Raw genomic sequence first — 23,674 nt, forward strand, 5'->3', positions numbered from 1 at the left:
CCCTTCCTTTTCTCACTTTTGATCGGCACCAGCGGCTGCAGCGGAAGTCCGCTTTCCGCGTCGGGGAGAGCCAGCATTCGGCGCAGCGCCCGCCTCGGCATCATCGTCAACAGCGACAGCTAAGCCCTTATCGACCAACTGGTTGCCAATCCGATCAGATACGTCGAACACATCGCCCCGGCGCTTGGTGCCGTCATGCTCAAACGAGAAAATCGCTTTTACTTTCATATCGATTCCTTGAAGGCTGTGGCGGCCTGATAAAGCGCCGCCCCGCGCTTATCAGCCGCCCGCACCCGGAACTGCGTCAATTCCCTCAAAGCTGCCCTTCACGAACGCCTGAGGGCGGCGCACTTCCAAGCCGACGCGCTCCTCGCAAAGAATGGTCACCATGTTCTTGATCACGTTGTCGCGGTCCTCCAGCGACACCATGATGCTGACATCCTCGCGGTCCCAGCCCTGAACAGCGAGGCCGCCGCCGAAGGCACCCACCAGAAACTCGCTCACCTCCATGGCCTGGGTGGGTACGACGTTGCGACCCCACAGGCCCGGCAGGTTTTGAGCGCGCGGATTGGCGAACAGATAGCCGTTGTCATCGGTCTTGGTCAGCTCGATGGCTGCCCAGTCCAGGGGGCTAATCACGATGGCATCGGCCCAATACTCGGACAGCTCTACCTGCAAAAGCGCGAGGCGCAGACGGTCGATTCGCGTCTCTGCCTGTACCAGAACACCAGGATTCGCATAGGACGAAGCCTGGGTGTAAATGCCGTCGATGTTCAGGCCTACGCCGCTGCCCTTGAGCAGTTGCCCTTCTTCCTTAAGCTTCAAGCCGTAGCGAAGGCGGCCGTCCACGTAGGATTGCAACATCGGAGCATCAGCAAACACCTGGCGGGAAGCGTGAATCCAGTGAGCGATGGTCGTCACCGGCGCCTGGTAGGGCTCAAAGGTGATATTCGACTCGGGCTTACCGCCGCTCGGGTTCTCGCCCACTGGCGCCGCATTGTTAGTGAACACGAGCTCACGCACAGCTTCAATACTGTTGGAGCTGGTCCGCCCCCAGCTGATGAGGTCGCGCACGACCAGCCGCTGCAGAGCGGGAGATTGGATGCCGGGCTGGCGGTCGGGCACGATGAGGCCGCCCGCCGAACCAGCGCCCGAACCGATGGCGGCTTGCACCGGCATACGGAACGACCCTCGCGGGTTGCCGGCGAATGCCCGGAAATCCTCGCTCGCGGCGATCTGCTCGCCCATGGATTGCGGGCCGGCGGTCACGCCGCCACCGTTCTGAACCTTTGCAAGCAGTTGCTCGGCGGTGGCCAGGCGGGCCTGCAGCTCGCCCTGGGTCGTCAGGGTCTTGTCGATGTCGGCACGCAGCTGCTGGTCGAGCGCACCGCGCGCCTTCATATCAGCGTCGGCTTTCTCGGCCATCGCCTTGAGCTGGTCGCCAACAGTTTTCAGGCTAGCGTTGATCTGTTCGATCTGATGTTCGGGGTTCGCCATTGTTGGCTCCTATTTCAAAATGTTGGTTAGAGATGCGGCCAAAGCGGCCGTCGTGCTGAGGGCGGCTGAATCGCTCAAGCCGCGTCCGGTGGCATCAGGCGCACCGCCGCCAGTCGAATCTCTCAGACTGGACTTGAAATCAGAAATAAGGCGCTGAGCCTCGCTACGGGGCAGCCCTGATGCACGCATAGCTGCCTCGATGCGTCGTACAGCACTGGCCTGGGCGGCTCCTTCGCCTTTGCCCACCTGGTCAGCAGCCAGCATTTCATCGGCATAGCCCTGCTCGATGGCCTGCGTGCCGCCGAACCACGTTTCGCCATCCATCTGGCGGCGCACGTCGGCAACATCCTGGCCAGTGCGCGAGGCGTAGATGTCCGCCATGGCTGCGTCGAATGGCTCCATCCAGTCGGCAATCTCGCGCAGGTCTAGGCGATTTCCCTGGGCAATCAGCCAGCCGTTGTGGACCATGAAGAACCCAGCGCGCGCAATCTGGATGGTGTCACCAGCCATCGCAATGACAGACGCCGAAGACGCCGCCAGCCCCACCACCTTGGTAGTAATGTGGCCCTGGTGTTCCCGCAGAAGGTTGTAGATGGCCAAGCCCTCGAATAGGTCGCCCCCGGGACTGTTGATATTGACCGTCACCGGCCCCGCCCCCATGGAGCGCAGCGCTCCTGCAATGCGCTTGGCGGTTACGCCTTCGCCGGTCCACCAGTCATAGCCAATTACGTCATAGACACTGATAGTTCGGTCTCCCTGGTCCTCCACCGCCGCCCGCACACCAGCGTCCCAGCGATCAAGCGCACGAGGCGACAAATAGGAATTGACGGCAGCAGAAGGCCGCCCAGCCGGCGCTGCCGGCAGGTTCTTGATACTCATAAGGGATACCTCAGGTGTCGGCCGTCGCGGCCATCATGTCTTTCAACCAGGCCGCCATCGCATTACGGGCGTTCTGATCTGCTGTATTGCTGCCCAGCGAGTCAAGCGGGGCTAACGCCGTCTGAACGGTCAGCACGGCAGCATTACCTCCCATCGGAGGCCGGTCCTCAAGAGCCCGCACCTCGTCGCGGGTCAGGATGCCGTTATTAACCATGACACTGTAGAACGCTGCGCGCGCGGCGCTGTCAGCCCGCAACAGGCCTTCTACATTGAACTTCGGGTAATAACGAAGGCGCTCCGCGGGCGTCAGCAGGTCCTTCATGATGGACTGCTCGATTCGCTTGAGCCAAGGCCCCAGCGTGAAAACCAGGAAGCCGATCATCTGCTGCTCAATGCCGGTCCCCCAACTGGTGGACTTCTCGCTATGCCCAACCATGAACGGCGGCACACGAAACCAGCGGCATATTTCCTCGACGCTGAAGGCGCGAGACTCAAGCATCTGCGCATCCTTCGGATTAATGCCCAGCGTACCCACTTCCATATCGGCTTCAAGGATCGCCGGCTTGCCCGCGTTGATTGCGCCGGACAAACGACCCTCGATGGTTTCCCGAGCCTCTTTTCTCTGTTCAGGCTTCAGTACCTTTGGGTACTTAAACCACGTCGTAGGCATCAGGCCGCGCTTAAACGTGCCCGCCGCAGCCTCATCGGTAGCCAGAGCTGCGCCGAACACTTGCGCGCCGTACTGAATAACAGAGACTCCCGTCTTGCCATCCAAGGACCAGCCAGGAACGGTCCAAATGCGAGAGGCTGGAATCACCCTCTGCTTGCCTGTTTCTTCGGTGTAGCGGTACTCCTTCGTGCCGTCTATCTTGCGGGCTGTCGACAGACGCGCTGGATCCAGGAACTGCAGGCCGACCACGCGATCGCCCACCATCAGCTTTTCGCAACGGGCATTGCCGCGAAGTAGCATTGCCGCCACCACCGCCTCCCAAAACACGGATGAGATCGTGTCTGCATTCGGCTGGCTACCGATGATGAAGTTCAGCGGATGCTGGGGAGCAGGTCGCTTGCCGGAGCTGGTGCGCTCGTGCATACCAAGCGGCAGCGTGCCGATGGTCTCGGAGATTAGGCGAGCGCAGGCCCATACTGCCGACAACTGCAGGATATTCCGGTCATTGACATTCACCCCCGCCGAGCTGCTAGCCCCGAGTCGCGCCCAAGCGTCTACGTCGGTGAGGCCGAACGGGGCGCCCAGCCAGCCGAGCACTGCCGCCCGTACCCGGCCAATCTTTTGCGCTTTCTGTTTCATCCAATCACCGCGTCATTGAAAAAGTCAGAGAGGTCTTCGCCCTCATCCACCGCCGTCGCCAGACCTATAGCCATCAGCAACGCCGCCATGTCGTCAATCTTGTCTGCCGACCGCTTCCGATCCGGAGCCATGCTCAGGTTCACATCGCGGCGCGCAACCAGGTTGGATGCGCACCAGGCCAGAACCGGGTCTCCGCCATGTGCCAACTTGCCGCTGACATACGCCCGCTCCAATGCCTGCATGGCCGGGTGGTAGCTCTTTGTCCCCTGGACAAACTGCACCATAGGCACCTGAGCCGCCACCAGTCGGTTCACCAAATCCGCGGCGTTCCAGTTGTCGTAGGCAATGGCTTCAACTTGAAACCGCTCCACCGCAGCCAGAACATCGCGCTCGATCACCGAGTAATCAGTGACGTCACCCTCGGTTTGAATCAGGTGCCCTGCCTCAACCCAGCCAGCATATGGAACGGTGGCCCGCTCAGTGCGCTGCGCCACCGCATCGGCCGGAACCCAGCGCCAGCCATGCGTGTACCAGACGCCTTCAACGAGCCACACCAGGCGAAATGCAGCAATGTCGATGGTACTGGCCAAGTCCAAACCGCCCCAGCAGGGGTAGCCCTCCAGCCACTCCAAGTCCACCGATCCGCCGCACTTGGCCCACTTCGTGAGGTCGATCCAGCCGTTTGCCGTCGACGCGGGCCGGTTCAATCGCTTAATGCGAAATTCGGCCAGTTTGGACGGCATCTGCTTGGCCTCGACCGCCTCCTTTCGAATTGCCGCCTTCAAATGCGGGTTCACATCGAGCAGCGGATTAGCCTTGATCCACTTGGACTCATCGAACTCATCGTCCTGCTTGATGCGCGCCGATTTGTCTTCGTTGTCCAGGGCGTAGTACAGCGCCAAGAAGTGGTCCGCCTGGTTGCCCAGCAGCCCTCGAAGCAACGAGAACACAAAGGCGCGGATTTCTGCCCACGGCCCCGCATTCGTATATCCCTCTGTGGTCGTGAAAAGCCACAGCGGATTGGCGCGGGCGCCGGCTGCCGACTGCAACACGTTCAGCAGGTCCGGCGTCTTATGAGCGTGGATTTCGTCCAAGCCTACGTGTGAAGGATTCAAGCCGTCTTGCGTGGACGCTTTCGCATGTAACGCCTTATAGCTGCTCCCCGTCTCCACCCGGCTGATTGACTTCGCCCAGGTCTGCAACCCAAACGCCTCGGCCAAGTCCGGCGTCTTTTCCACCATGCGCTTGGACACGCGAAAAATAATGCTGGCCTGGTCGAACGTCGTGGCCGCGCTTATCACCTGAGCGCCGTCCTCCGGCTCGCAACACAGGCAATACAGCAAAATGGCCGACGCAAGCGTCGACTTCGCGTTCTTGCGTGCCACCGCAAACAGCGCTGACGTAAAACGGCGGGGATAGAACTTGTCGGCATCGCCCCAGCCTTCAACGAAAACCGCGTCGCGTCGCCGAAAGCCGAAGAGCTGCACCACGAAGAAAATGTGGCTTGGGTGCAGAATGATGGTCGGCGCCTCCCATTTGCCTTCGACGTGCGGCAGCTTCTCGATGAAATCGCAGGCGTCATTGGCATGCCATTCGTCAAAGAAAAATGGAGTGCTTTTACGCTTGGAGCGTTTCAGGTCATCCAGAAAGCGTTGCGCAGCGGCCCGAATCCAGCGCCCATGCTTCTTGCGCGCCTTGTCGGCCACAGCGGCCTTTGCATAGTCGATGGCAATGGCGACGTAATCACGATGCGCGCTTTCTGCCATTGCTAGCAAACTTATTGCCTGCAGCTTCGCGCTCTGCCGGCTTGACCTTCCCCTGAGCAACAGGAGTCAGGCCAAACTCGCCAACCAGCGCCCGATACTGCGCCAGCATGTGGCCGGTGGGCGTCTCGCCCGCCATCCAGAGCTGGACCAGCTTGCCATGCAGCGCGCACAGCATACCCAGAGGGCCTAGCCCCGCCTCCGTCAACAAACGATTGGAATGCAAGATCTGCGCCAGCCGGGCCCATTCAGCCTCGGCATGTCGATTCGGCAGCCATTCAGGCGCCGGAGGAATATCCGACACCAGAGGCAGATCGACCGGATCGCCCCCTTTTCTGTCGGGGCGGTCCGTGCCCGCCACCACCTTCAGCGCGGCGGGCTTTCTCGGATTCGCCATGATTGTGTTCCTCAAAAAAACCAGTTTTTCTCAACTGACGGCGTAAAAAAAAGGCTGGGCGTCGGGTGTCCAGCAAAATCGCTCAAACTTTCGACCCACCCCTCCTATTCCCAGCTCGCCGGAGCACCGTCACGGCGTCCGCTCCCGGAGGCGGGCAGCCATGGACAGTCCCGTCGGGCCACAGCACGCGCTCGCCTTCCCGTCTTGGCGAGGGGCGCAAGAACTCTCCAACAGGCATCTGCGTAGGCGTAAACCGGAGGTGGCTCTGGCGTCTAATCTTCATCGCTTCTTTCCCCTCAATGCTTCGGCCTGCGTCTTGGTCTTGTGGCAATCTCGATTGATGGCCTGCAGGTTCTCCGGGTCATCAGTCCCGCCCTCTGCTACTGGCTTGATATGGTCCACCTCATGGGCAAGGCGTGGAACCAGCCGACGCGCACAATCACTGCATTGGCATAGATACCCATCACGCTCCAGTATCTGTGCTCGGAGCCGACGCCATGGGCGCCCGCCACGGCCTTGCCCATAGGTCGGCGTTACCGGCTCATGTCGCGGCGTCGCCTGTTTTCGCTTAAGCGTCGGCGGCTTGGTTGCCATCGCAACTCCAGACGAAAAAGCCCCACCGTTTCCGGTAGGGCTTAGTTCCTAATTTCTTCAGGCTGAGCAATATCCAGCCTACGGGATTTATAGTACTTGCGTCCCCACACTTAAACAATGTGTGGGGACAAAATAGTTCTGCTCATAGCCCTGGCTATAAGCCCCACCCAGAGTAGACGCAAGCTGCTTATGAGCGAACTCAATGTGGCGATAGTAAACCGTGCGAGATATTCCCAGGCGGTCTGCCTTGACCTTGACCAGTCCCTGCCAGATGTAATGAGCAATGACAACGACTTTCATATCAGGGTGCAAAGCATCTACTGCTCGATCCACCCGCATAAGATCGTCATCCACCAGCAACACGTTCGGCTCCACCATCTGCGCCCCATCCACACGCTCCCGCGTATACACAGAGCCAGGTGGCAGGCCAAGCGCCCGCACATTCTCCTTCTGCTTCCAGCAGCCCCATTCCCCCAGCAGGATCTCAAGCCTCGTCTTCATACACCCCCCACTTCAATCTTTAGATACCCGCGCTTGGCTGGGTCCAGTCCATCATCAACAATCAGCGGTCGAAACCGTTTGTCATCCACTCCAAGGGCTTTGGCAATGCCATCGATCTGCGGCTTGATGCAGGCCAGCAGGTTATCCAGGTCGCGCCCCCTGCGGTCCGGAGACATGAAAGTCACTTTCACTGGGATGCGATCACCGCCAATGAATCGCCGCCGCCCGAGCCCTACGACTGCCGCCACACGCCCATCGCGCCTTGCCTGCTCCTTGGCTGACTGGACGCCTCCCCAGTGCCGACCGTTCTTGCGATTAGGCATCAGCCGCATATCAGGCCAAGGCAGCACCAGAGTTAACCCGGTCGCCTCGGTCATGCTGACTCTCCTACCGCCGCTTGGGCCATGCGAACGATTGCGGGAGACCGGCTCTTGGGATTAGCCATGATCCCCTTTGCCCACGCCTTGTGGTCCTTCCCTTTGCGGCTTATTGCTCGTTGAGCCATTTCACGCATAGCCTTGGTCCCCTGCTCAGTCTGGGCTGAGCCTGAAGGCGCTGGCAGTGCTGGTGCTGGGTCGGGAATGTCGGACCACGCCCCCAGGGCCAGCTGGGCATGGAGTGCTTTCTTCCAGCGCCCTTCCATCTGCTGGTAGGCTTGGTTGAGCAAATCAAACCGGCCTACAGCTGCCGCGGCGTGAAATATCGCAGGGTGAGACCACTCGCCACGTTCACCCCGCTCTCGCGCTTGCATGCCCCTCACCGCCTCGAAAAACGCCACATCCGGCTCCAGGTAGGGACGGCAGGCCCGCAAAAACTCGGTCAAGCTGGGAGGCCAGTCGTACATGCGTCGGCTGTTCTGAATGCCCAAGGCAACATCCACCGGACGAATCCCTTCCTCATCAAACGCCTCAGCCCAAGCCTGCTCCCAGTTCGACATGGCTGCCTCGCCCACAAAGTTTGACTTCCACTTGCCGGGGTACAGGCCATCCATCCGGGCGTACAAGTGCTCCATCAGCGTTTTGCCACCCAGCTTGGGCACTGGCTTCAACCAGGCGCTCTCACGCTCAAACGTCGACAACATCACCACCTCCTTGGCAACCCTTCATCCGATCTTTGCGTCGCTGCTCCAGAAACGCATTCGGGTCAAACTTTCCACCCCGAGCCGCTTGCCCGCCCCCTTGCTGGTCCTGCAACATCCCCCGCGTTAGCCAGTCGGCTTTCCCTCCTCGCCAGCCGCGCAGCATGCACTCGGCCAGAAAGTCGTCAACACTGAACCCGGCAGCCTGGGCTTTATGCGCTTCCGCCCCCAAGCGATTTACAGCGGTCTGGGTCAGCGGTGCTTTGATCGCTTTGCGGTGCTGCAGGTAATCCGCCCAGACTTCTGGCGACGGATTGACAGGCCAGTGCTCAAAGCTGAATGAGGGCGAGTTTTCTTTTTTGGTATTTTTTTCTTTTGTAGTCTCTGTAGTAATCTCTGTCTTTATTAACGAACTGCCGTTTGGGGAGTTCGGGAGTTCCGCTTTGGGGGTTTCGGTAATTGCCTTTTCGCTGTTCCCCAATTGCCTTTTGGCGTTTCGGGAATCGCCGTTTTGGCGTTCGGGGTTTCCACTGTTTTGCGCCCCCTCGACGGCCTCGGAAACCAGACTGTCAAACGCATCTCGGTCGAGTTTGAAGTACAGCTTGTGCTCGATACGCTTGTGCGTTTCGGTGATAAGACCACGGGCACGGAGCTGACGACGCGCTGTGGCCTGCTCTTTAGCGGACAAGCCCGTTTCTGCCTCCCACTGTTCTGCGGTCTTGTATACACCCAGCTCGGCGTCTTCCATGCGCTCGTCCCAGTAGATGAGCTGAGACAAGAAGATGGCAGCATTCACGCCCCCTACCATTCGTGCCAAGGCGGGGTGATAGGCTATCGGGCGCCCTATCGTACGCATCAGGTCTGATGCACTTAGCATGTCACCTGCCTCCTCAAATACGCCCCCACGAACGTCTCTACGTCGCGGTCGGCTTCCTCGGGCCATTGGCCCAGTCGTTTCAATTCATCGCGGGTTTGGTGCAGCCAGGTGATCTGCAGTCCCACTGCGGTGGCTTTGTCGTAGACGCCCCCTTGGTCCAGCATGCTGTGGCAGCCGCGTCCCCAGGCGTTATCGGTACACAATGGGAACATCAAAGCGTCAGATACCTTCAGGCCCAGCCCTTTGCCGAACTCAATGCCGTTCATGTGGGCAGCCTGGGAGCGGTGCCAGCGACCGCAATGGGCACATGGCAGTGCCGCGACGTTGCGACGGTGATGCTCAGAGCGGAAAACAGCTGGCGGTTTAGGCTGGTGCTTGAAAAGGGTGCCTACGAGCTTGGCGACGACCATGGGCATGCTGGGGCCCTTCTTTTGCTTTGGCTTTGCCTTGAATGCACTGCGCTTGAGTGCTTGTCGGCGCTGCAGCTGGGTACGCAGGGGCAGATCAGTCTTTTTCATCGATCTTCCCCAAGGCAATCCACAGTGATGCGCCCATGACGATGCTTGTTGCTGTCAATGCTGCCCACAAAGGCATGGGGTAGCCGCTATACAGCGCTATCAGTGTTTCTAATGTCTTCATCGCAATTGGTCCTTGAGGGACGTCGGCAGCGTGAAGAACAGACCCATGCCGTCTAGCGTGCGCACGAAGTGCTGTGGGTTCACCTTGGCCAGGCTGTCAGTACCGAACTCGGCGTATAGCTTTTCTTTGATCTGGCGCTGGCGCTCATGGGGTTCTTGGTCAAAAGCGACGTTCAGGGCTTTGCATACCTGGGGGCTGTTGAACCAGCCAAGCTTGTACAGGTCGGTGTAGTAGGTCCCGTAGGGTGCTTTGGTCATACTGATGCCTCCTTGCGGTGCCAGCGGGTCACGTTGCGGATGATGCGAAAGCACAGGCGGATCAGATCCAAGGCTTTGGCCACCACACGCTCACGCTCTTCATGGGTCACACGACCGTCTGCGGTTGTGCCGGTGATGGCGCTGCACATCTCGCCAAGCTCAGCGGCTGCTTTGAGTGCCTTTTCATTTAAAGCAGTGGCCTCGTTCTCGAATCCCCCTACCGGCTCTGGTGGCAAGTCAACGACATGCAGGCCACCCTGATGGGCTGCAGCGATGAGCCAGTCACGGGCGCTTTCTCGGCAGTCGGCCAGTTCCTCCAGCCACTCGGTCAGCAAGAAGGCCATGTCAATGTCCAGTTGCTCACCACCGGTCAGTTTCCGGCGCAGTGACTCGGGGTGGATGGAGACGGCGCGACGGTCAGAGAGAAACACGGCAGCCGCGCCAACGCCGCCTGGGGCCTGGCGGACGGCACTGTAGAGCGCGTCTCGCCAGTTCAAGGAAGAAAAACGTCTTGTCATTGGGCTGAACTCCTGTGTATTTCAGCGTTTCGCCCTCTCCCGACAATCGCTACAGTAAAAGTGTGAAAAGTACGTAGTGATTAATCAGGGACGGGAACTACAAATGGAAAAAATAGGTGTTGGATCTGAAAATGCAGGGATGGATAAAAAAGAACTTCCCCGCTTTGAAATCATTGATAGAGCTACTGAGCTGGCGTACCAGGTCTTCAACTGCCCTACCGATGACCACATCACCGGCATCTATGACCGGCTTGTTTGGAATGAACTGCATGGTCTGGGTGAACTCGGGGCCGTGACCCTTCATTGAGGTGGTCAATCCCGATCAGCTATGCTTAGGAATGCCGGTAACTGAACTTTTCTCAAAGGAATCGACCGTGAAGCAATCAAAGAGTCTGCTTGTAGCCCAATGCTGGTACCGCGCCGGGGACTATGAAAAGATCAACGCCGCAATGGAAGACGGTTACCGGTTGCCAAGTAGGTACGAGGATTGGCTCGCTGGTGCCGAGCAGCGCGAAGATCAAGCCCGCAGCCAAGGTGCTACTCCCGTCAGGATTCCGTTTGATCTGGCCGAGTTCCTGCGTTTTTGTGCCCACTTTGGCGTTGCCATCAATGCCGACAGTCGCAGTAAGTTCGCCGCGCTCAAAGCGCAAATGGATGCAGACGCTGCAATCGCCCCCGCCAGCGGCAAGCACTGACGGGGCCTCACACATGTGCGCCCCCTTTCGTAATGCAGTCAGGGGGACCGATGGGGATACGGTCGTCAGGTTTGGGGTCGGTGGTGTTGGGCATGTGTAGCTCCTCAAAATCGAGTGGGCCGACATCAAGCGGGCTCTCCTGCGACGGCTTGCAGTTCAGGCGGTACAACGAAATGAGTCGGTTACCGCTTTCCCATCTCATGTCGCGTTGCGCCCCCGACAACAATCCCGAAATTGTGGGCTGTGCAACACCAACCGCTTTAGCAATTTGCGTTTGAGTCCACCCATCTGACAGAAGGCTATGAATGATGTTTTTCCAGTTCATGGCCAAATATTATAGGAATTCCTATTTATCATCAATAGGCATTCCTATGGGCTTCTATATCAGAATACCTATATGAATACGTTCGGTGCACGCCTAAAATTCGCTCGAAAGAAAGCAAGACTTAGTCAGCAAGAGGTTGCTGCTAGGATCGGTACGAAGCAGCCTCTAATTTCAGAGCTAGAGAATGACGAGTACCAGACATCTGGATTTACCCCTCGCCTGGCGCACCTCTATAAGGTGAACGCACGCTGGCTTGCTGAGGGCAAAGGCCCGATGGATGTAACAGCGACCGAATTATTAGACGATGAGGAGCTTATAAGCCTGCTGCATCGCTACATCGCACAGGACGATGCCACTAAGGCTCTCGTTCAGCACTTGCTGCGTGAGGATGGGCACCCAATGCCCACTTGGATGACTACTGGCACTGCCGCGGCAATCGAGAATGCCCGTCAACTGGTTCAAGAGAGGATGAAGGCATCCTCAAAAGAACTAGACCAGCAGCAGTAACCAGGTCTTTGCTTTATTAGTAAATGTGAGGTTAGTGTGGGTTGGTTTAATGACGCTCTTGCGGGCTCTAACAGAGAGCCTAGGGATGAAGACGGCCAGCCCGTTGTTTCCCAATATCGCAATCAAGCCGTGCAAGGACGGCAAATAGACGAACTAATCGGCTTAGTAAAAGGCGTTTTAGCCGACGGCGCCATCTGCCAACAAGAGGTGGAGTTTTTGCTTCGATGGTTAGAATCCAACCGAAGCGTTATAGATGTATGGCCAGCAAACGTGTTGTACCGTCGCATTGACAGCGCATTGGCGGACGGGCATATGGACGCTGACGAAGAAGCGGAAATAATGGCTTTGCTTCTAGATGCTGTAGGTGGAAAGCAGTCAGCCTCCTCGCATAAAGAAACAGCTAACCGCAGCACATCTCTGCCTCTTTGCAAGCCCGCTCCTGCTGTTTCGCTCGTTGGCAGCACATTCTGCTTTACTGGAAAGTTTGTCAGCGGCACCAGGGCATGGTGTGAGGGCCAGATTCAGGCGCGTGGCGGACTCATCTTGCCCAATATTACTAAGAAACTGAATTTCTTAGTAATCGGCAATCTCGGCAGTAGGGACTGGCTACACAGCACACATGGCCTGAAAATCAAAAAGGCAGTGGAGTATCGCGACAACGGTCTTCCACTGCATATTATTAGCGAACAATATTGGCATGAGAGTTTAGGACTTTAAAGTGAGAATCACGCGACCTATAAGCGCAGATATTCGCCGGGGTCTCACATTTGAGCACCGTTGGGAGGGCGAGGATCTGGGCTTGATCACAAGCTGGGAGCGGGGCCGGGACATGGCCTGCGGAAACCATCAGCTCGCAGCAGCCGCCATAGCCGGAGAGCTGGTTATGCTCCCATTTAAAGGGGGGGTGGATAAAACTCTTAAAGCAGGTCGCAAATATGGATCCTTGCATTATCTGGCTATGTGGCAAGGCTTACGCGGCGAAGACCTGGATATAGACACTGCCACCGAGCCTTTTAAGGTATGCAAAAAATATGGTGTGATGGTTATGTTTACTTTGGATGCCTCAAAAACCGAGCCCTGATGGGCTAGCCAAGTATAGAACTCACTATCGTATATTTTGATGTAGAAAACCGCCTATCAGGCGGTTTTTTGGTTCTTGCCTCTCCCCAAGAGCGTGGCAGTCAAAGTACACAGATCCCTGCTCCCCTTAAAACCGGAGCCGCAAAGTCATCAATCGCCTTGACCAAAAACACTGTACAGATATACAGTACATGTACCCCACTACCCCGCTATCTTGATGCGCTCCGCGAGTCTCAGCCACTCAGAGCGTAGATCCAAAAACGTTCAATCTAAAGAGAAAAGCATTGCGGTATGTCGAGTAGCCACAAGGATCATCCCCCACAAGAACATGAACTGAGCGCCCAAATCGCTGCGCTAGCCGACGCGATCAGCCTCGCCCCGCTTGGCGTGCTTTCCAGTCACGCTGTGATACAGCTCACAATAATCCGGGACAGACTCATAGCCCTGAGCCTCACGCAATATTAAAACCAACAATTAGGCCGCCCTTTCCAACATCTTAAAAACAAATATAGGAATTCCTATTGACATTAAATATAGGAATTCCTATTATTCATCCAACGCTCTTTAACAACCCACCTGCCGATGTTGCTCACCCCGCCTATGTGAGGGTGTTCGTCCGGCTCAATAGCACCCACAAGCATGGTTGTGGCTCTGCGCGGTATCCCTGCCGTCTCCAGTCCGCCAAGCGCGGTTCACGGAGAAAGAGGGTGAGGCGTAGACGGCCAAAAACGGAAATGGTCATGCTGGTTGGAATCCCAGCAACGGCCTGGAGACAGGCCGCTTTGGTAAGCATCAATGGTGGTGCTTACTGAAGCGAGGAAATATGGATAACCAACACAAGCACATCAAGGGCTACCGCGATTTGTCGGAGTCCGAGATTGCGGCAATGAACGAAGGCAAGGAGCTGGCTGAGAAAGTCGGTGCTTGGATGGAAAAGCTGCAGGCTGATGGTTCTCTGGATCAACGTGCGGTTGCCCTGGGTAAAACTAACCTGCAACAGGGTTTCATGTGGGCCATCCGCGGCATTGCCCAGCCAACCACCTTTTGATCTCCAGGCCCCCGGATCGGGGCCGCATCTGAAAGAGCCCTCAATAGGGCGGTTTCAGATGCAAAATGATTATTTTGATTTACGACCAAGTGATGGAAGCCCCCCGCTAAGCACCGTTATTCGTCCTGAGCGAAAGTTATTTTGACCGCGCTCCCACGCTGTTGGCGTCTTTTTTTGATTTTTAATGCCAACCGGTTTTAATTCCGAAGCGTTCATTTTCAATAAAATGAAATGCCTAACAAAAGCGTCTGCGGTCTTATATTGACGGATATACGCCAGCAGATTTTCAGTAGCTATCGGATCTTCACTCTGCGATTCATACCAAAGAGAACGGACTCTACGAATCTCAGCCAGAGCCGTTTTTCTTGGGCTTTTCCTATTGCTCATATGCCTTTAGTCCAAGTAGTCGTTACTGAACGAGTGTAGCCGTACAGAAGAATTAGTCAAAACAATTGTGATCAATAGCCGCCCCACCTTCAAACGAAGCGTGGGGCTTTTTCGTTTTTCAACAGGAGGCGCTATGACTGCGCTCGCAAATCTGTTTATGTGGGCTGGCGTGCTTTCCATCGCACTGCTAGCTGACAAGTTCTGGGTGCGCTCTGTGCGCCCACCCCTGGCCGCTCACTTTGGGTGGGAGCCTTTGCCTGCTGAAAGCGAGACCCCGGCCAGTTGGTGCCTGGGAATGCCCACTGCGTTCTTTGTTATCGCAGTGATCCTGAAATTCATCGCCCCCGCAGCGGGCTTTTAAATATGGCATCAGTCAACAAAGTCATTCTGGTGGGCAACCTGGGGCGAGATCCCGAAGTCCGATACCAGGCCAGTGGCGCCCCCGTGTGCAATATCTCGATTGCTACTACTTCCAGCTGGAAGGATAAGCAGACTAGCGAACCCCGAGAGGAAACCGAATGGCACCGTGTGGTGTTCTACAACCGTTTGGCTGAAATTGCAGGTGAGTACCTGCGTAAAGGCCGCCCCGTCTACGTAGAAGGTCGTCTGCGTACCCGTAAATGGACGGGCCAGGACGGCCAGGAGCGCTTTACGACCGAAATCATCGCCGAGCAAATGCAAATGCTGGGTGGCCGTGACGGTGGTGGCGAGGGATATGGCAATTCACCCCAGCCAGAGCAGCGGCAACCGCAGGGCCAGCAGCACAATAACTACGCAGAGGCCACGGGGCGCGGCCAACAACAGCGACAAGCGCCGCCGCCGTCAGACAATCTCGCCGATATGGACGACGACATACCTTTTAACTGAGGCGACACGGCCTTGAGCGCCGGTTTACCCGGTGCCGTGCCGCCTACCATCGCCCTTCGGGGCAACTTCCCGACAAGGAAACCAAACCAATGAACACAGTCCAATTCGATTTGGGTGGCGGAGCCGTGCTCGCGCTGCCTACCTCTACCGTAGCTGAGAAGCTGATCGGTAGCCTGAAACAAGCAACTGCGCCCGTAATAGGGCGTCACAAGATCGGCGAGTACCTTTCCGGCCAAGGCGGAATCTATATAGGCGACATCCGTGGTGATGACGGGGTGCTGTACGGCCTGATCATCGCCGAGCCAGCGGATGTAGGCACCGCAGCCTGGGGGCCAGAAGGCGATCTCGATATGAGCGCATGGGATGGCCTGAGCAATGCCAACGCCCTGAGCGACAAATACCCTGCCGCCAAGCTGGCTCGTGGTTATGAGGCAGACGGGCATTGCGATTTCTATCTGCCATCCCGGCGCGAAATGATGGTCGCCCTGGCCAACGTCCCGGACTTGTTCGAGAAATCGAGCTGGTACTGGACCAGCAGCCTACGCGGTTCTTATCCCTGGGCGGTCGTTTTCGAGCACGGAGACGTGAACTACCACCTTCGTAGCGGCGAGTTCCGTGTCCGCCCTTTCCGCAGATTCGCCCTTTAACGCTTTACCCCTTTACTTCGGCACAGGAGCCACCCAATGAGCACCACTGAAACCATTTCCCGCGTCCCAACAATCGGGCAAATCTGGCCCGAGCAAGGCGGCATCTACATCGGCCAGCGCCTGATTGACGGCGCGGCCCACCACATCATCGTCGCCGCTGGCATTGAATCCGACATTGAAAAGGTCGAGTTCAAGAACGTGGACAAGGCAGTAGCTGGCGTTGGCGAGATTAACGGTCACGCTGACTGGCGAGCGCCAGAACAAGAGGATCTGATGCTGGCCTACATCAATGCACCAGAGCAGTTCGTGCGCGAGGGCTGGGACAGCGTTTACTGGTCCCGCTCTGAACACCATGACTGGCCCTGGGCGGTCGATTTCGAGCACGGACACGTGACCATCACCAATCGTGGCGGCGAGTTCCGTGTCCGCCCTTTCCGCAGCATTGTCGCTTCATCCATTTAATCATTTAGCGGGCCTCAGCCCGCAGTAAAGGCATGGCACTCCACACAGACACCGCAATATATAAAGCCACTTACTCACTGTGCCAGCTAGTCACGCAGCTGGTCTCCAACATGCCCAGGAACTACAAAGCGGATTTCGGCTCGGAACTGCGCCGCCGCTGCATGGATCTGGTCATGCGGGTTTATGAGGCAAACACCTCAGACGAGCGGGCCGACATTCTGCGCAAAATGCGCCAGGAGGTTGAAGCGGTGAATCTGTCATTGCGGCTGTCCGTGGACCTGCGCCTTATTTCACGCGGGCAGTATGCCCAAGCCATCGCCCTCACGGATAGCGTAGGCAAGCAAGCTACCGGATGGCAGAAACACTCGGAACGTGCGCTTGACGCCGGTTTGCCACGGCAGACCGGACAACGCGCCTCTCAATCTGGTCGAGCCGCTGGTTCACAAGCCCACCGCCAGGCGCAACAAGGATATCGACGGCAGCAGTCGGAGTGATCCTGCGCAGTCTGCCCAATGAGCCAAAGTCTCGCTGGGCTGATGTGAATAGCTCGAATGAACCTGGGCGGTCGATTTCGAGAACGGAAACGTGAACAACAACAATCGTAACAACGAGTTCCGTGTCCGCCCTTTCCGCAAACTGAACCGAGAGCTTCTATGGGTACTGGCTATTCGTTCGAGTTGCTGGTGCAGGCGTATTTCTCCTGCCGACGCTTAAAACGCAACACAGCAAGCGCCCTTATGTTTGAACAGGATCTAGAGCGCAACTTGCTGGCCCTGCATGATGATCTGGTGACTGGGGCTTACAGTCCAGGCCGGTCCATCTGCTTTGTGATTACGCGGCCCAAGCCCCGCGAGGTCTGGGCGGCTGATTTCCGTGATCGGATTGTGCACCACCTGCTCTATAACCAAATCTCCGAGCGGTTTTACCGGCGCTTTATTGCTGACTCCAGCGCCTGCATCCCTGGCCGTGGCACCCTGTACGCCGCCCAACGGCTGGAAACCAAGATCAGGAGCCAGACGCAGAACTGGAGTAAGCCGGGTTTTTACCTGAAATGCGACCTGGCCAACTTCTTTGTCAGCATCGACAAACGTGTGGTCTGGCCAATGCTCGCCAAACATATTCCGGAACGCTGGTGGCGCATGCTGGCGAAGCTGATCCTGTTCCACGACCCACGCAACAACGTGGAGATACGCGGGGAGCAAGCGCTCCTACAGCTCGTACCGCCACACAAACGCTTGATGACTGCCCCACAGTATCACGGCCTACCCATCGGCAACTTGAGCAGCCAGTTCTTTGCGAACGTGCTACTCGATGGCCTGGACCAGCATGTCAAACACCGCATTCGATGCAAACACTATGTGCGTTATGTCGATGACTTCATTCTGCTGCACGACTCGCCGCAGTGGCTGAATGGCGCACTGGCAAGCATCATTGAGTATCTGCCCACCCTGGGCCTGAAACTCAACCCAACAAAGACAATCCTTCAGCCCATCGCCAGAGGCGTGGACTTCGCTGGACACGTAATCAAGCCCTGGCGGCGGCAGGTGCGCCGTCGCTCGGTGCGTACCGCGCTAAACCGGATAGAAACCGTGCCAGTTGATAAGTCACTGGAAACAATCAACAGCTATCTGGGGCTCATGCGCCACACCAATGGATACCGGGACCGAGCAATAGTGAGCGCCGCCGCTCGGAAGCGCGGGCACTCAATCGCCTGGGATGCAACCAAGGCATATCAAAAACATGGAGAAAACAATGTGGTTTAAAAACTTGCGTATCTTCCGCCTGGACCGTCAATTTGAGGTCTCAGCCCAAGCACTGGCCGCGATGTTGGCCAAGCATCAGTTTGCCCCTGGCGGTAGCCAAGAACCGCTGAGCCTTGGCTGGGTGCCGCCGCGTGAAGGTGGTGAGCTGGTGCATGAAGTGAATGGGCAGTATCTGATCTGCCTACGCGCTGAAAAGAAATTGCTGCCGAGCGCTGTGGTCAACCAGGCGGCCCGCGAAAAGGCCCGCGAAATCGAAGAACAGCAAGGCTACAAGCCAGGCCGAAAGCAAATGAAGGAAATCAAAGAGCAGATCATCATCGACTTGATGCCCCGCTCTCATGCTGTGCAGCGCGACACAATGGTGTGGATCGAAACACGAAACCATTGGTTTGTAATTGATGCGGCTGCCGTGGCTAAGAGTGATGAGGTGCTGGGTCTGTTTGCCAAGAGCGTGGAGCCCTTCCCCGTGCAGCCTCTGTACACCGAGCAATCGCCCGGTGCCGCCATGACCTCCTGGCTGGTGGACGAGGAGCAACTAACCAACTTTACCGTGGACCAGGATACCGAACTGCGCTCTACCGGCGACAGCGGTGCTGTTGTGCGCTACATGAAGCAAAGCGCCGACATTGACGAAGTGCGCAAGCACGTTGAAGCCGGCAAGCAATGCACCCGTTTGGCCATGACCTGGGCAGATCGCATCAGCTTTGTGCTGACCGATGCGCTGGACGTCAAACGCGTTGCCCCGCTGGATATCTTGACTGAAAAGCAGGACGTGGCAGCCGTCAACGATGACGAAATCTTTGATGCTGACATGACCTTGATGACCTCCGAGCTGGCCAAGATGATCAGCGATCTGGTCGTGACGCTGGGTGGTGAGCGGTCATCATGAGCCGCGCCTACTGCAACAAACCCCTGCCCCGCCTTCGACACATCGCACCGGGGCAATTTTTTACCCTTCGCCATGACCCCACGCCTCGGATTCTGCTGCACAAATCCAAGCATCACGGTCATTTCAATAACGGATATGCATCCCTGTGCCATGAGCTTGATTTCAGCTGTGTGGCCTGGGGTGAGAACGGATGGGAGGCCAGACAGTGCCCGACTACATCGTAATCAGCGTAATGCACACATTGCGCGAGCACCGGTATATCACCCTTTGGGCAGAAGATGACAAGGGCTACCGCTGGCGTTTGTCCCGCGCAGGCCGGTACTCGAATGATCGGATCATGGCGCATCTCGATTACTACAACACAGGAAGCAACATTGCCGTGCCCGTTGCAATTGTTGAATCACTGGCCCGCCCAGGAAACCCAAGAGACTTTGATGGAGTGACCTTAGATATGCCGGTGTCGGAGCTGCTTGCGGTGCCCAACACCAAGGACGTATGGAAAACGCTGCTTGCGAATGTGATCACTCCCACCAAGTACAAGCCTCACCCCGAGTATCCAGGGGCACGCCGACGCAAGGAGGCTGCATGAACCCCCACCCACACAACCAGGCGCGGTCCACCCCGCAAGAAGCGTTCAACCTCGACCGAGCCGCCCAGGTATACGGCACACGCGCATTCATCCCGGTGACATCAAAAGCCGCCCCCAACCCGAACTACCCGCAATTGAAGGAGAAACATCGATGAGTGAAGCAGCCAAGCCATGGGCGCCAGAGAAATGCCCCATCACTCAGCGCCCGTTATTCATGTGGATTGAGCATCACAAAACCGGGGAAATGGTTCCCACCTACGGCGGCCCATACGACAGTTACACGCTGGCTGAGTTTGACGGTGAGGATTTCGTCTGCGAGCGATTCGACCACGACGCCGGAGGCTGGTTGGTCGATTGCGTGGAGGGGCTGGGTGTCAAGCTGGTTGATGACCAATCCCTAGTTATTGATCCGAATAACACGCGCTACGACGAAATCGAAGCATTCGCAGCCGCCCCCGTTGCCGCCCAGCCAGACCTCACACAACAAACGCTCGATGATGTGATGGCAGGTATCCCAGCAAGGGATGCAGAGATTGAAGCGCTGCGTAAGGTGATTGAAGCCCTACAGGCGCAGCAGGACACCGACAAGGTAGATGCGGAGCGATACCAGGCATGGCGCGACGCGCTGATCACGGGGAAAACCGCTGAGGACGACTTTATCCGCTTGGTGGCTGACAACCTACCAACAAGCGTAGGAGTGAGCAGGCGCCCGACCGCTGCAGAATGGGACGCCGCTATAGACGCAGCCCGTAGGGAGCAGGCATGAAAAGAGCAGCCCCCGCTGATCTGCGGAAATCGTTGATTACGGCGCAGGATCTGGCGAAGGCGGGCGTCGATTTCGTGGTAATGCCCGTTTTAAATGAGCAGGACAGAGTGGCTCTACTGGCCCAACAGGTCAGCAGGCTGGCAGGGCTATTGTGTGACTTTGACTGCCAGGAGCAAGACCAATGATTCAAATCACCGACATGAACGGGCGGCGTCATTACCTGCACCTAGACGCAATTGCCCGGGTCGCTCAGGCAGGCCCAAACTGGCACAAGATAGGGGCCTATGTGAAGACGTTCGACGGAAGAACGATTGAGGCCCAAGAAAGCGCGGAAGAAATCGCCAGCGCAGTCAGAACAGCACATAAGGAGGCTGCCCATGGATGACCTCACCCACCGCTTGCGTTGCAAGTATCCAATGGGACCGATCCAGGCCAATGGAGAGCCAGAGTTTGGATGGCGGGACTTTAGTGGGCCTGCCGAGGGTGTGGTCCTGCCTACAGCAATCATGCTCGAAGCTGCGAACCGGATCGACCAACACCAAAGAACCTTGGCCAACATTGAGGCCTTCGTCGCCTGCGATGCGTCCGCTATCTCGTACCAAAGCCTGGGGCAGTACCGCACTGCCCTGCTGCGGATGCTGCGCCAGGCGCCGGCAGCCAAGGAGCCTGGCGCATGAGCATTTCGCCCGAGGCTGCTGAAGCCGGACGCAAAACACTCTGGGAGCTGTTCCTCAAATGGCTGGACAGCCTGCCCCTTTAATTTTTTGATCAGGAAAAAGACATGAACTACAGCTGTGAGAAACACAGTGAAGCCCAGGTGCATCGCGGTCGAACCTGCGTGGCGTGCGAAATCGAGAGCCTGCAAAAGCAGATCACGGCAGCCCAGCTACTCAGTACCGCCATGTGGAATTGGATGAACAACCCAGAGAACACTGCAGTACGTAACACAGAGCTGGATACAGAGCAGTTCCGCCAGCGGTTCCTACGGGAGTTTCGACAGGCCCGCTAATGCAAGATCGAATTATGGAAGTCCTGGCCAAAACGGCCAAAGATTGGAATCTACCCGCCCCCGTGGCGGGTTTTTCATGGGAGGTCGCATGAATGAATCAGCGATTTCATTAAAGGAAGCAGCCGAGAGACTTGGCGTTTCATATCAAACGATTTGGCAGCGACGACACAAACTTGCCTTCCGGCTACCAGATAGCCGGATCTGGCGGGTCTGGCCATCTCAACTTGCAAAGATCACCCAACCGAATTACAACGTCACTCGGATAGCGTCGGTCGGTGACAGGAGAACACAATGTCAATCCGACAACGTCAAGGTATCTGGCACGTCGATTTCTATGCGCCGAGCGGAGAGAGAATTAGACACTCTACTGGCACAGCGGACAAAAAGGCCGCGCAGGAATACCACGACCGCCTGAAAGCCCAGCTCTGGCGACAACATAAACTTGGTGAACAAAAGCCTCGCTCATATAGCGAGGCAGCGTTGCGCTTTCTGTCAGCCCATGAGGACCAATCTGACTATGACTCGAAAGTCCGATACATAGCCTATTGGCGTCAGTACCTGGGGCATTTGACGGTAAGTGAAATAACGGCAGACCTCATATTTGACGGCCTGCCTACACACAAGACCTACAAGCATCAAGGAGCGCAGCCCCTTTCGCCTGCCACCAAGAATCGTTACTTGGCCACCATCCGCAGCATGCTCAACATGTGCGTTACCTGGGGCTGGATTCACCACGCACCGAAACTCCCGAACTTTGTGGAGCCAAAGAAGCGAATCCGATGGATTACGCGCCCAGAGGCAATGATGCTCATTAGCCGCATACCTCAACCATGGCTACAAGATGCATGCATACTTGGTTTTGCGACCGGCATGCGTGAAGCTGAATTGTATGGGATGGAATGGACTCAGGTGAACGAGCGGGCGCATACAGCTTGGGTCGGCAACGATCAAACGAAATCTGGCCGTGCCCGAAGTATCCCGCTTAACGATGATGCCCTGACAGTAATTCGTCGCAGGAAAGGCAGCCATCCGCGCTATGTACTGTCACGCAACGGCAAACAAATTCGTGGTGGTGATGACCGGATGTTTATCAGGGCATGCACTGAAGCTGGGATTGAAGACTTCCGCTTTCACGACATTCGTCACACTTGGGCCAGCTGGCACGTACAAGGCGGGACTCCGCTTATGGTGCTGAAAGAATTGGGAGGATGGGAGACCATTGAGATGGTGCAGAAGTATGCACACCTGGCCCCAAGTCACTTGGCAGCCCACGCGAGCACAGTCACGTTTTGGTCACAAGCGCAGGAAGAAGAAAAAGAAAACGGCAACAAGGATTGCGCCCTAGTTGCCGTAAACTATTGATCTTCAAAGAAGAAGTGGCGGACAGGGTGGGATTCGAACCCACGGTACGCTTGCACGTACGCCTGATTTCGAGTCAGGTACATTCGACCACTCTGCCACCTGTCCGCGATTGCTTATATGGTTACAAGCAAGCCCATAAATATAGATGAAAGAATGCGTTTTGACAAGCACTAACCGTGTAGAGTGCCTCGTTCCACGCGCACGGTCAGTCGGCGGAACCTGCCTCAGAACCCAAAGTATTCTTTTCGATCAAGGGTTTACCCTTTATTTTCGACTGTTTTGCTTGTTTGCTCTGGTAGGCGGGCCTATATTGGAATCACACATTGATGCATCGCAGCCCTGCCTTTTCTCCGGCAGTCCTTGTAATTCCAGTGCAAAACACTGGACTTGATAAAAGGAATTGTCATGCAAACCTTCCAATGGATTATTGATGCCAACGGCGATGGCCTGTACAGCCTGAATGAAATCCTCCAGACCTTGCGCTGGGCTTTCCGAATTCCAGGCAGTCTAGTAGTGGAGACATTGGGCTCTGTTCCATATCTGTCAGACGTACTTCGTATCCAGGCCTCGGAAGCGACGGGCTACGCCTCCTTGCGAGGTGGGCTGGTCAATATCCTATCGCTATTTTTCTGGGCCGGCCTGTGCCTCTGGTTTCTGGAGATCAACTCCAAGCCCCGTGCGGAACCCCCACAGCGTAAAACTCGCCTGACCCCGCATCTGCATAAACAGAGTGATTCCGCGCACGCTCAACAACTGCACGCGAACCACAATCGCCGCCCGGTCCGTCACCGTCAGGTTGAACGGCACACCTTCTGACCCGACTGCATGGCTCCCCTGTCCATCCGGACAGGGGAAATAGTTGTTAAGAAAGGTAAATCCTGAGCATAGCTCATACGAGTCATGTTGCTTTTGGAAGTGCTTTGGCAGGTTTGCCTAACGTTTGAGCCTGCAAATCCGGGCAACAATCGC

37 protein-coding genes and 1 tRNA gene are annotated in these 23,674 nt (G+C 56.8%); 20 read left to right on the forward strand and 18 right to left on the reverse strand.

The genetic code is table 11. The features are described from left to right. Nucleotides 1-12: 12 nt before the first annotated feature. The 15 genes from RSQ48_RS12330 to RSQ48_RS12400 all read right to left on the reverse strand — a co-directional run bounded on the left by RSQ48_RS12330 (nucleotide 13) and on the right by RSQ48_RS12400 (nucleotide 10,309). Nucleotides 13-228, reverse strand: coding sequence for a hypothetical protein (locus tag RSQ48_RS12330; protein ID WP_240209568.1), 216 nt, complete (start codon nucleotides 226-228; stop codon nucleotides 13-15). 51 nt (nucleotides 229-279) lie between these two features. Further along, a complete protein-coding gene (locus RSQ48_RS12335) occupies nucleotides 280-1,497 on the reverse strand; it encodes a phage major capsid protein (protein WP_240209567.1) in 1,218 nt (405 codons plus the stop codon). A gap of 9 nt (nucleotides 1,498-1,506) precedes the next feature. Continuing rightward, nucleotides 1,507-2,376, reverse strand: a complete 870-nt coding sequence (locus RSQ48_RS12340; RefSeq protein WP_240209566.1) for a head maturation protease, ClpP-related — start codon at nucleotides 2,374-2,376, stop codon at nucleotides 1,507-1,509. 10 nt (nucleotides 2,377-2,386) lie between these two features. Beyond that, on the reverse strand, nucleotides 2,387-3,685 hold the full coding sequence (locus tag RSQ48_RS12345) for a phage portal protein (RefSeq protein WP_240209565.1): 1,299 nt from the start codon (nucleotides 3,683-3,685) through the stop codon (nucleotides 2,387-2,389). Beyond that, nucleotides 3,682-5,451 carry a terminase large subunit gene (locus tag RSQ48_RS12350; RefSeq protein ID WP_240209564.1) on the reverse strand — a complete coding sequence of 590 codons (1,770 nt, stop codon included), beginning with the start codon at nucleotides 5,449-5,451 and terminating at the stop codon, nucleotides 3,682-3,684. Before RSQ48_RS12350 ends, RSQ48_RS12345 begins: the two co-directional genes overlap by 4 nt. Further along, a complete protein-coding gene (locus tag RSQ48_RS12355) occupies nucleotides 5,429-5,845 on the reverse strand; it encodes a hypothetical protein (protein ID WP_131071513.1) in 417 nt (138 codons plus the stop codon). The genes RSQ48_RS12350 and RSQ48_RS12355 overlap by 23 nt, the downstream gene beginning before the upstream one ends. Before the next feature lie 279 nt (nucleotides 5,846-6,124). Beyond that, nucleotides 6,125-6,439: an HNH endonuclease gene (locus RSQ48_RS12360; RefSeq protein ID WP_415301838.1), complete on the reverse strand. Its 315-nt coding sequence runs from the start codon at nucleotides 6,437-6,439 to the stop codon at nucleotides 6,125-6,127. Between the two features lie 87 nt (nucleotides 6,440-6,526). Beyond that, on the reverse strand, nucleotides 6,527-6,940 hold the full coding sequence (locus RSQ48_RS12365) for a hypothetical protein (RefSeq protein WP_240209563.1): 414 nt from the start codon (nucleotides 6,938-6,940) through the stop codon (nucleotides 6,527-6,529). After that, entirely contained in the window at nucleotides 6,937-7,317 is a 381-nt protein-coding gene (locus RSQ48_RS12370; RefSeq protein WP_240209562.1) for a hypothetical protein, read from the reverse strand. Before RSQ48_RS12370 ends, RSQ48_RS12365 begins: the two co-directional genes overlap by 4 nt. After that, a complete protein-coding gene (locus tag RSQ48_RS12375; protein WP_415301839.1) occupies nucleotides 7,314-8,021 on the reverse strand; it encodes a hypothetical protein in 708 nt (235 codons plus the stop codon). Before RSQ48_RS12375 ends, RSQ48_RS12370 begins: the two co-directional genes overlap by 4 nt. Then, nucleotides 8,005-8,814, reverse strand: coding sequence for a hypothetical protein (locus RSQ48_RS12380; RefSeq protein ID WP_415301840.1), 810 nt, complete (start codon nucleotides 8,812-8,814; stop codon nucleotides 8,005-8,007). Before RSQ48_RS12380 ends, RSQ48_RS12375 begins: the two co-directional genes overlap by 17 nt. A gap of 74 nt (nucleotides 8,815-8,888) precedes the next feature. Then, nucleotides 8,889-9,413: a hypothetical protein gene (locus RSQ48_RS12385; RefSeq protein WP_415301841.1), complete on the reverse strand. Its 525-nt coding sequence runs from the start codon at nucleotides 9,411-9,413 to the stop codon at nucleotides 8,889-8,891. Continuing rightward, nucleotides 9,400-9,534 carry a hypothetical protein gene (locus RSQ48_RS12390; RefSeq protein ID WP_257723247.1) on the reverse strand — a complete coding sequence of 45 codons (135 nt, stop codon included), beginning with the start codon at nucleotides 9,532-9,534 and terminating at the stop codon, nucleotides 9,400-9,402. Before RSQ48_RS12390 ends, RSQ48_RS12385 begins: the two co-directional genes overlap by 14 nt. After that, entirely contained in the window at nucleotides 9,531-9,791 is a 261-nt protein-coding gene (locus RSQ48_RS12395) for a hypothetical protein (RefSeq protein WP_121739333.1), read from the reverse strand. The genes RSQ48_RS12390 and RSQ48_RS12395 overlap by 4 nt, the downstream gene beginning before the upstream one ends. After that, entirely contained in the window at nucleotides 9,788-10,309 is a 522-nt protein-coding gene (locus RSQ48_RS12400; RefSeq protein ID WP_240209597.1) for a phage regulatory CII family protein, read from the reverse strand. Before RSQ48_RS12400 ends, RSQ48_RS12395 begins: the two co-directional genes overlap by 4 nt. Before the next feature lie 103 nt (nucleotides 10,310-10,412). On the opposite strand from RSQ48_RS12400, the gene RSQ48_RS12405 reads away from it, so the two are divergent. Both RSQ48_RS12405 and RSQ48_RS12410 read left to right on the forward strand, forming a co-directional pair. After that, on the forward strand, nucleotides 10,413-10,616 hold the full coding sequence (locus RSQ48_RS12405) for a hypothetical protein (RefSeq protein ID WP_240209598.1): 204 nt from the start codon (nucleotides 10,413-10,415) through the stop codon (nucleotides 10,614-10,616). A 67-nt stretch (nucleotides 10,617-10,683) separates the two neighbouring features. Then, on the forward strand, nucleotides 10,684-11,004 hold the full coding sequence (locus RSQ48_RS12410) for a hypothetical protein (protein WP_240209599.1): 321 nt from the start codon (nucleotides 10,684-10,686) through the stop codon (nucleotides 11,002-11,004). 7 nt (nucleotides 11,005-11,011) lie between these two features. On the opposite strand, the gene RSQ48_RS12415 is transcribed toward RSQ48_RS12410, so the two are convergent. Continuing rightward, complete coding sequence (locus RSQ48_RS12415) at nucleotides 11,012-11,329, reverse strand: helix-turn-helix domain-containing protein (protein ID WP_415301842.1); 318 nt, start codon at nucleotides 11,327-11,329, stop codon at nucleotides 11,012-11,014. Between the two features lie 72 nt (nucleotides 11,330-11,401). Here RSQ48_RS12415 and RSQ48_RS12420 point away from each other — a divergent pair, with 72 nt between their 5' ends. From RSQ48_RS12420 to RSQ48_RS12435, 4 genes are all read left to right on the forward strand, one after another. Further along, complete coding sequence (locus RSQ48_RS12420) at nucleotides 11,402-11,836, forward strand: helix-turn-helix domain-containing protein (protein WP_240209600.1); 435 nt, start codon at nucleotides 11,402-11,404, stop codon at nucleotides 11,834-11,836. Between the two features lie 36 nt (nucleotides 11,837-11,872). Beyond that, nucleotides 11,873-12,553: a BRCT domain-containing protein gene (locus RSQ48_RS12425; RefSeq protein WP_240209601.1), complete on the forward strand. Its 681-nt coding sequence runs from the start codon at nucleotides 11,873-11,875 to the stop codon at nucleotides 12,551-12,553. Between the two features lie 82 nt (nucleotides 12,554-12,635). Continuing rightward, nucleotides 12,636-12,917, forward strand: a complete 282-nt coding sequence (locus RSQ48_RS12430; RefSeq protein ID WP_240209602.1) for a hypothetical protein — start codon at nucleotides 12,636-12,638, stop codon at nucleotides 12,915-12,917. 822 nt (nucleotides 12,918-13,739) lie between these two features. After that, nucleotides 13,740-13,964: a hypothetical protein gene (locus tag RSQ48_RS12435; protein ID WP_240209603.1), complete on the forward strand. Its 225-nt coding sequence runs from the start codon at nucleotides 13,740-13,742 to the stop codon at nucleotides 13,962-13,964. A 69-nt stretch (nucleotides 13,965-14,033) separates the two neighbouring features. On the opposite strand, the gene RSQ48_RS12440 is transcribed toward RSQ48_RS12435, so the two are convergent. After that, nucleotides 14,034-14,351, reverse strand: coding sequence for a hypothetical protein (locus tag RSQ48_RS12440; protein ID WP_131071500.1), 318 nt, complete (start codon nucleotides 14,349-14,351; stop codon nucleotides 14,034-14,036). Nucleotides 14,352-14,484: 133 nt separating this feature from the next. Here RSQ48_RS12440 and RSQ48_RS12445 point away from each other — a divergent pair, with 133 nt between their 5' ends. The 13 genes from RSQ48_RS12445 to RSQ48_RS12505 all read left to right on the forward strand — a co-directional run bounded on the left by RSQ48_RS12445 (nucleotide 14,485) and on the right by RSQ48_RS12505 (nucleotide 22,705). Further along, nucleotides 14,485-14,712 (forward strand): hypothetical protein, encoded by a 228-nt coding sequence (locus RSQ48_RS12445; protein ID WP_153229607.1) that lies wholly within the window; start codon nucleotides 14,485-14,487, stop codon nucleotides 14,710-14,712. Nucleotides 14,713-14,714: 2 nt separating this feature from the next. Continuing rightward, nucleotides 14,715-15,218 (forward strand): single-stranded DNA-binding protein, encoded by a 504-nt coding sequence (gene ssb, locus RSQ48_RS12450; RefSeq protein WP_240209609.1) that lies wholly within the window; start codon nucleotides 14,715-14,717, stop codon nucleotides 15,216-15,218. 89 nt (nucleotides 15,219-15,307) lie between these two features. Beyond that, nucleotides 15,308-15,865 (forward strand): hypothetical protein, encoded by a 558-nt coding sequence (locus RSQ48_RS12455; RefSeq protein WP_415301843.1) that lies wholly within the window; start codon nucleotides 15,308-15,310, stop codon nucleotides 15,863-15,865. Between the two features lie 36 nt (nucleotides 15,866-15,901). After that, the gene (locus tag RSQ48_RS12460; protein ID WP_415301844.1) at nucleotides 15,902-16,327 is read left to right on the forward strand and encodes a DUF1566 domain-containing protein; all 426 of its coding nucleotides are present in this window, start codon (nucleotides 15,902-15,904) and stop codon (nucleotides 16,325-16,327) included. Nucleotides 16,328-16,359: 32 nt separating this feature from the next. Next, nucleotides 16,360-16,821 (forward strand): four helix bundle protein, encoded by a 462-nt coding sequence (locus RSQ48_RS12465; RefSeq protein ID WP_240209606.1) that lies wholly within the window; start codon nucleotides 16,360-16,362, stop codon nucleotides 16,819-16,821. A 159-nt stretch (nucleotides 16,822-16,980) separates the two neighbouring features. Beyond that, nucleotides 16,981-18,090: an RNA-directed DNA polymerase gene (locus tag RSQ48_RS12470; protein WP_240209605.1), complete on the forward strand. Its 1,110-nt coding sequence runs from the start codon at nucleotides 16,981-16,983 to the stop codon at nucleotides 18,088-18,090. After that, nucleotides 18,080-18,979, forward strand: a complete 900-nt coding sequence (locus tag RSQ48_RS12475) for a recombination-associated protein RdgC (RefSeq protein ID WP_240209604.1) — start codon at nucleotides 18,080-18,082, stop codon at nucleotides 18,977-18,979. The genes RSQ48_RS12470 and RSQ48_RS12475 overlap by 11 nt, the downstream gene beginning before the upstream one ends. A 205-nt stretch (nucleotides 18,980-19,184) precedes the next feature. Next, nucleotides 19,185-19,568 carry a hypothetical protein gene (locus tag RSQ48_RS12480; protein WP_415301845.1) on the forward strand — a complete coding sequence of 128 codons (384 nt, stop codon included), beginning with the start codon at nucleotides 19,185-19,187 and terminating at the stop codon, nucleotides 19,566-19,568. A gap of 151 nt (nucleotides 19,569-19,719) precedes the next feature. Beyond that, on the forward strand, nucleotides 19,720-20,334 hold the full coding sequence (locus RSQ48_RS12485) for a hypothetical protein (protein ID WP_240209367.1): 615 nt from the start codon (nucleotides 19,720-19,722) through the stop codon (nucleotides 20,332-20,334). A 181-nt stretch (nucleotides 20,335-20,515) separates the two neighbouring features. Continuing rightward, nucleotides 20,516-20,719, forward strand: coding sequence for a hypothetical protein (locus tag RSQ48_RS12490; protein ID WP_240209368.1), 204 nt, complete (start codon nucleotides 20,516-20,518; stop codon nucleotides 20,717-20,719). Continuing rightward, nucleotides 20,712-21,011: a hypothetical protein gene (locus tag RSQ48_RS12495; RefSeq protein ID WP_240209369.1), complete on the forward strand. Its 300-nt coding sequence runs from the start codon at nucleotides 20,712-20,714 to the stop codon at nucleotides 21,009-21,011. Before RSQ48_RS12490 ends, RSQ48_RS12495 begins: the two co-directional genes overlap by 8 nt. Nucleotides 21,012-21,115: 104 nt before the next feature. Further along, entirely contained in the window at nucleotides 21,116-21,343 is a 228-nt protein-coding gene (locus RSQ48_RS12500) for a hypothetical protein (RefSeq protein WP_125277579.1), read from the forward strand. Between the two features lie 291 nt (nucleotides 21,344-21,634). Further along, nucleotides 21,635-22,705: a tyrosine-type recombinase/integrase gene (locus tag RSQ48_RS12505; protein WP_240209370.1), complete on the forward strand. Its 1,071-nt coding sequence runs from the start codon at nucleotides 21,635-21,637 to the stop codon at nucleotides 22,703-22,705. 15 nt (nucleotides 22,706-22,720) lie between these two features. Here RSQ48_RS12505 and RSQ48_RS12510 read toward each other — a convergent pair. Next, nucleotides 22,721-22,810: transfer RNA gene (locus tag RSQ48_RS12510), tRNA-Ser, on the reverse strand. 300 nt (nucleotides 22,811-23,110) lie between these two features. On the opposite strand from RSQ48_RS12510, the gene RSQ48_RS12515 reads away from it, so the two are divergent. Beyond that, complete coding sequence (locus RSQ48_RS12515; RefSeq protein ID WP_003801086.1) at nucleotides 23,111-23,521, forward strand: hypothetical protein; 411 nt, start codon at nucleotides 23,111-23,113, stop codon at nucleotides 23,519-23,521. The last annotated feature ends 153 nt before the right edge of the window (nucleotides 23,522-23,674 follow it).

This window comes from Alcaligenes sp. SJTW-7, from assembly GCF_047716895.1.
Taxonomy (GTDB): domain Bacteria; phylum Pseudomonadota; class Gammaproteobacteria; order Burkholderiales; family Burkholderiaceae_B; genus Alcaligenes; species Alcaligenes ammonioxydans.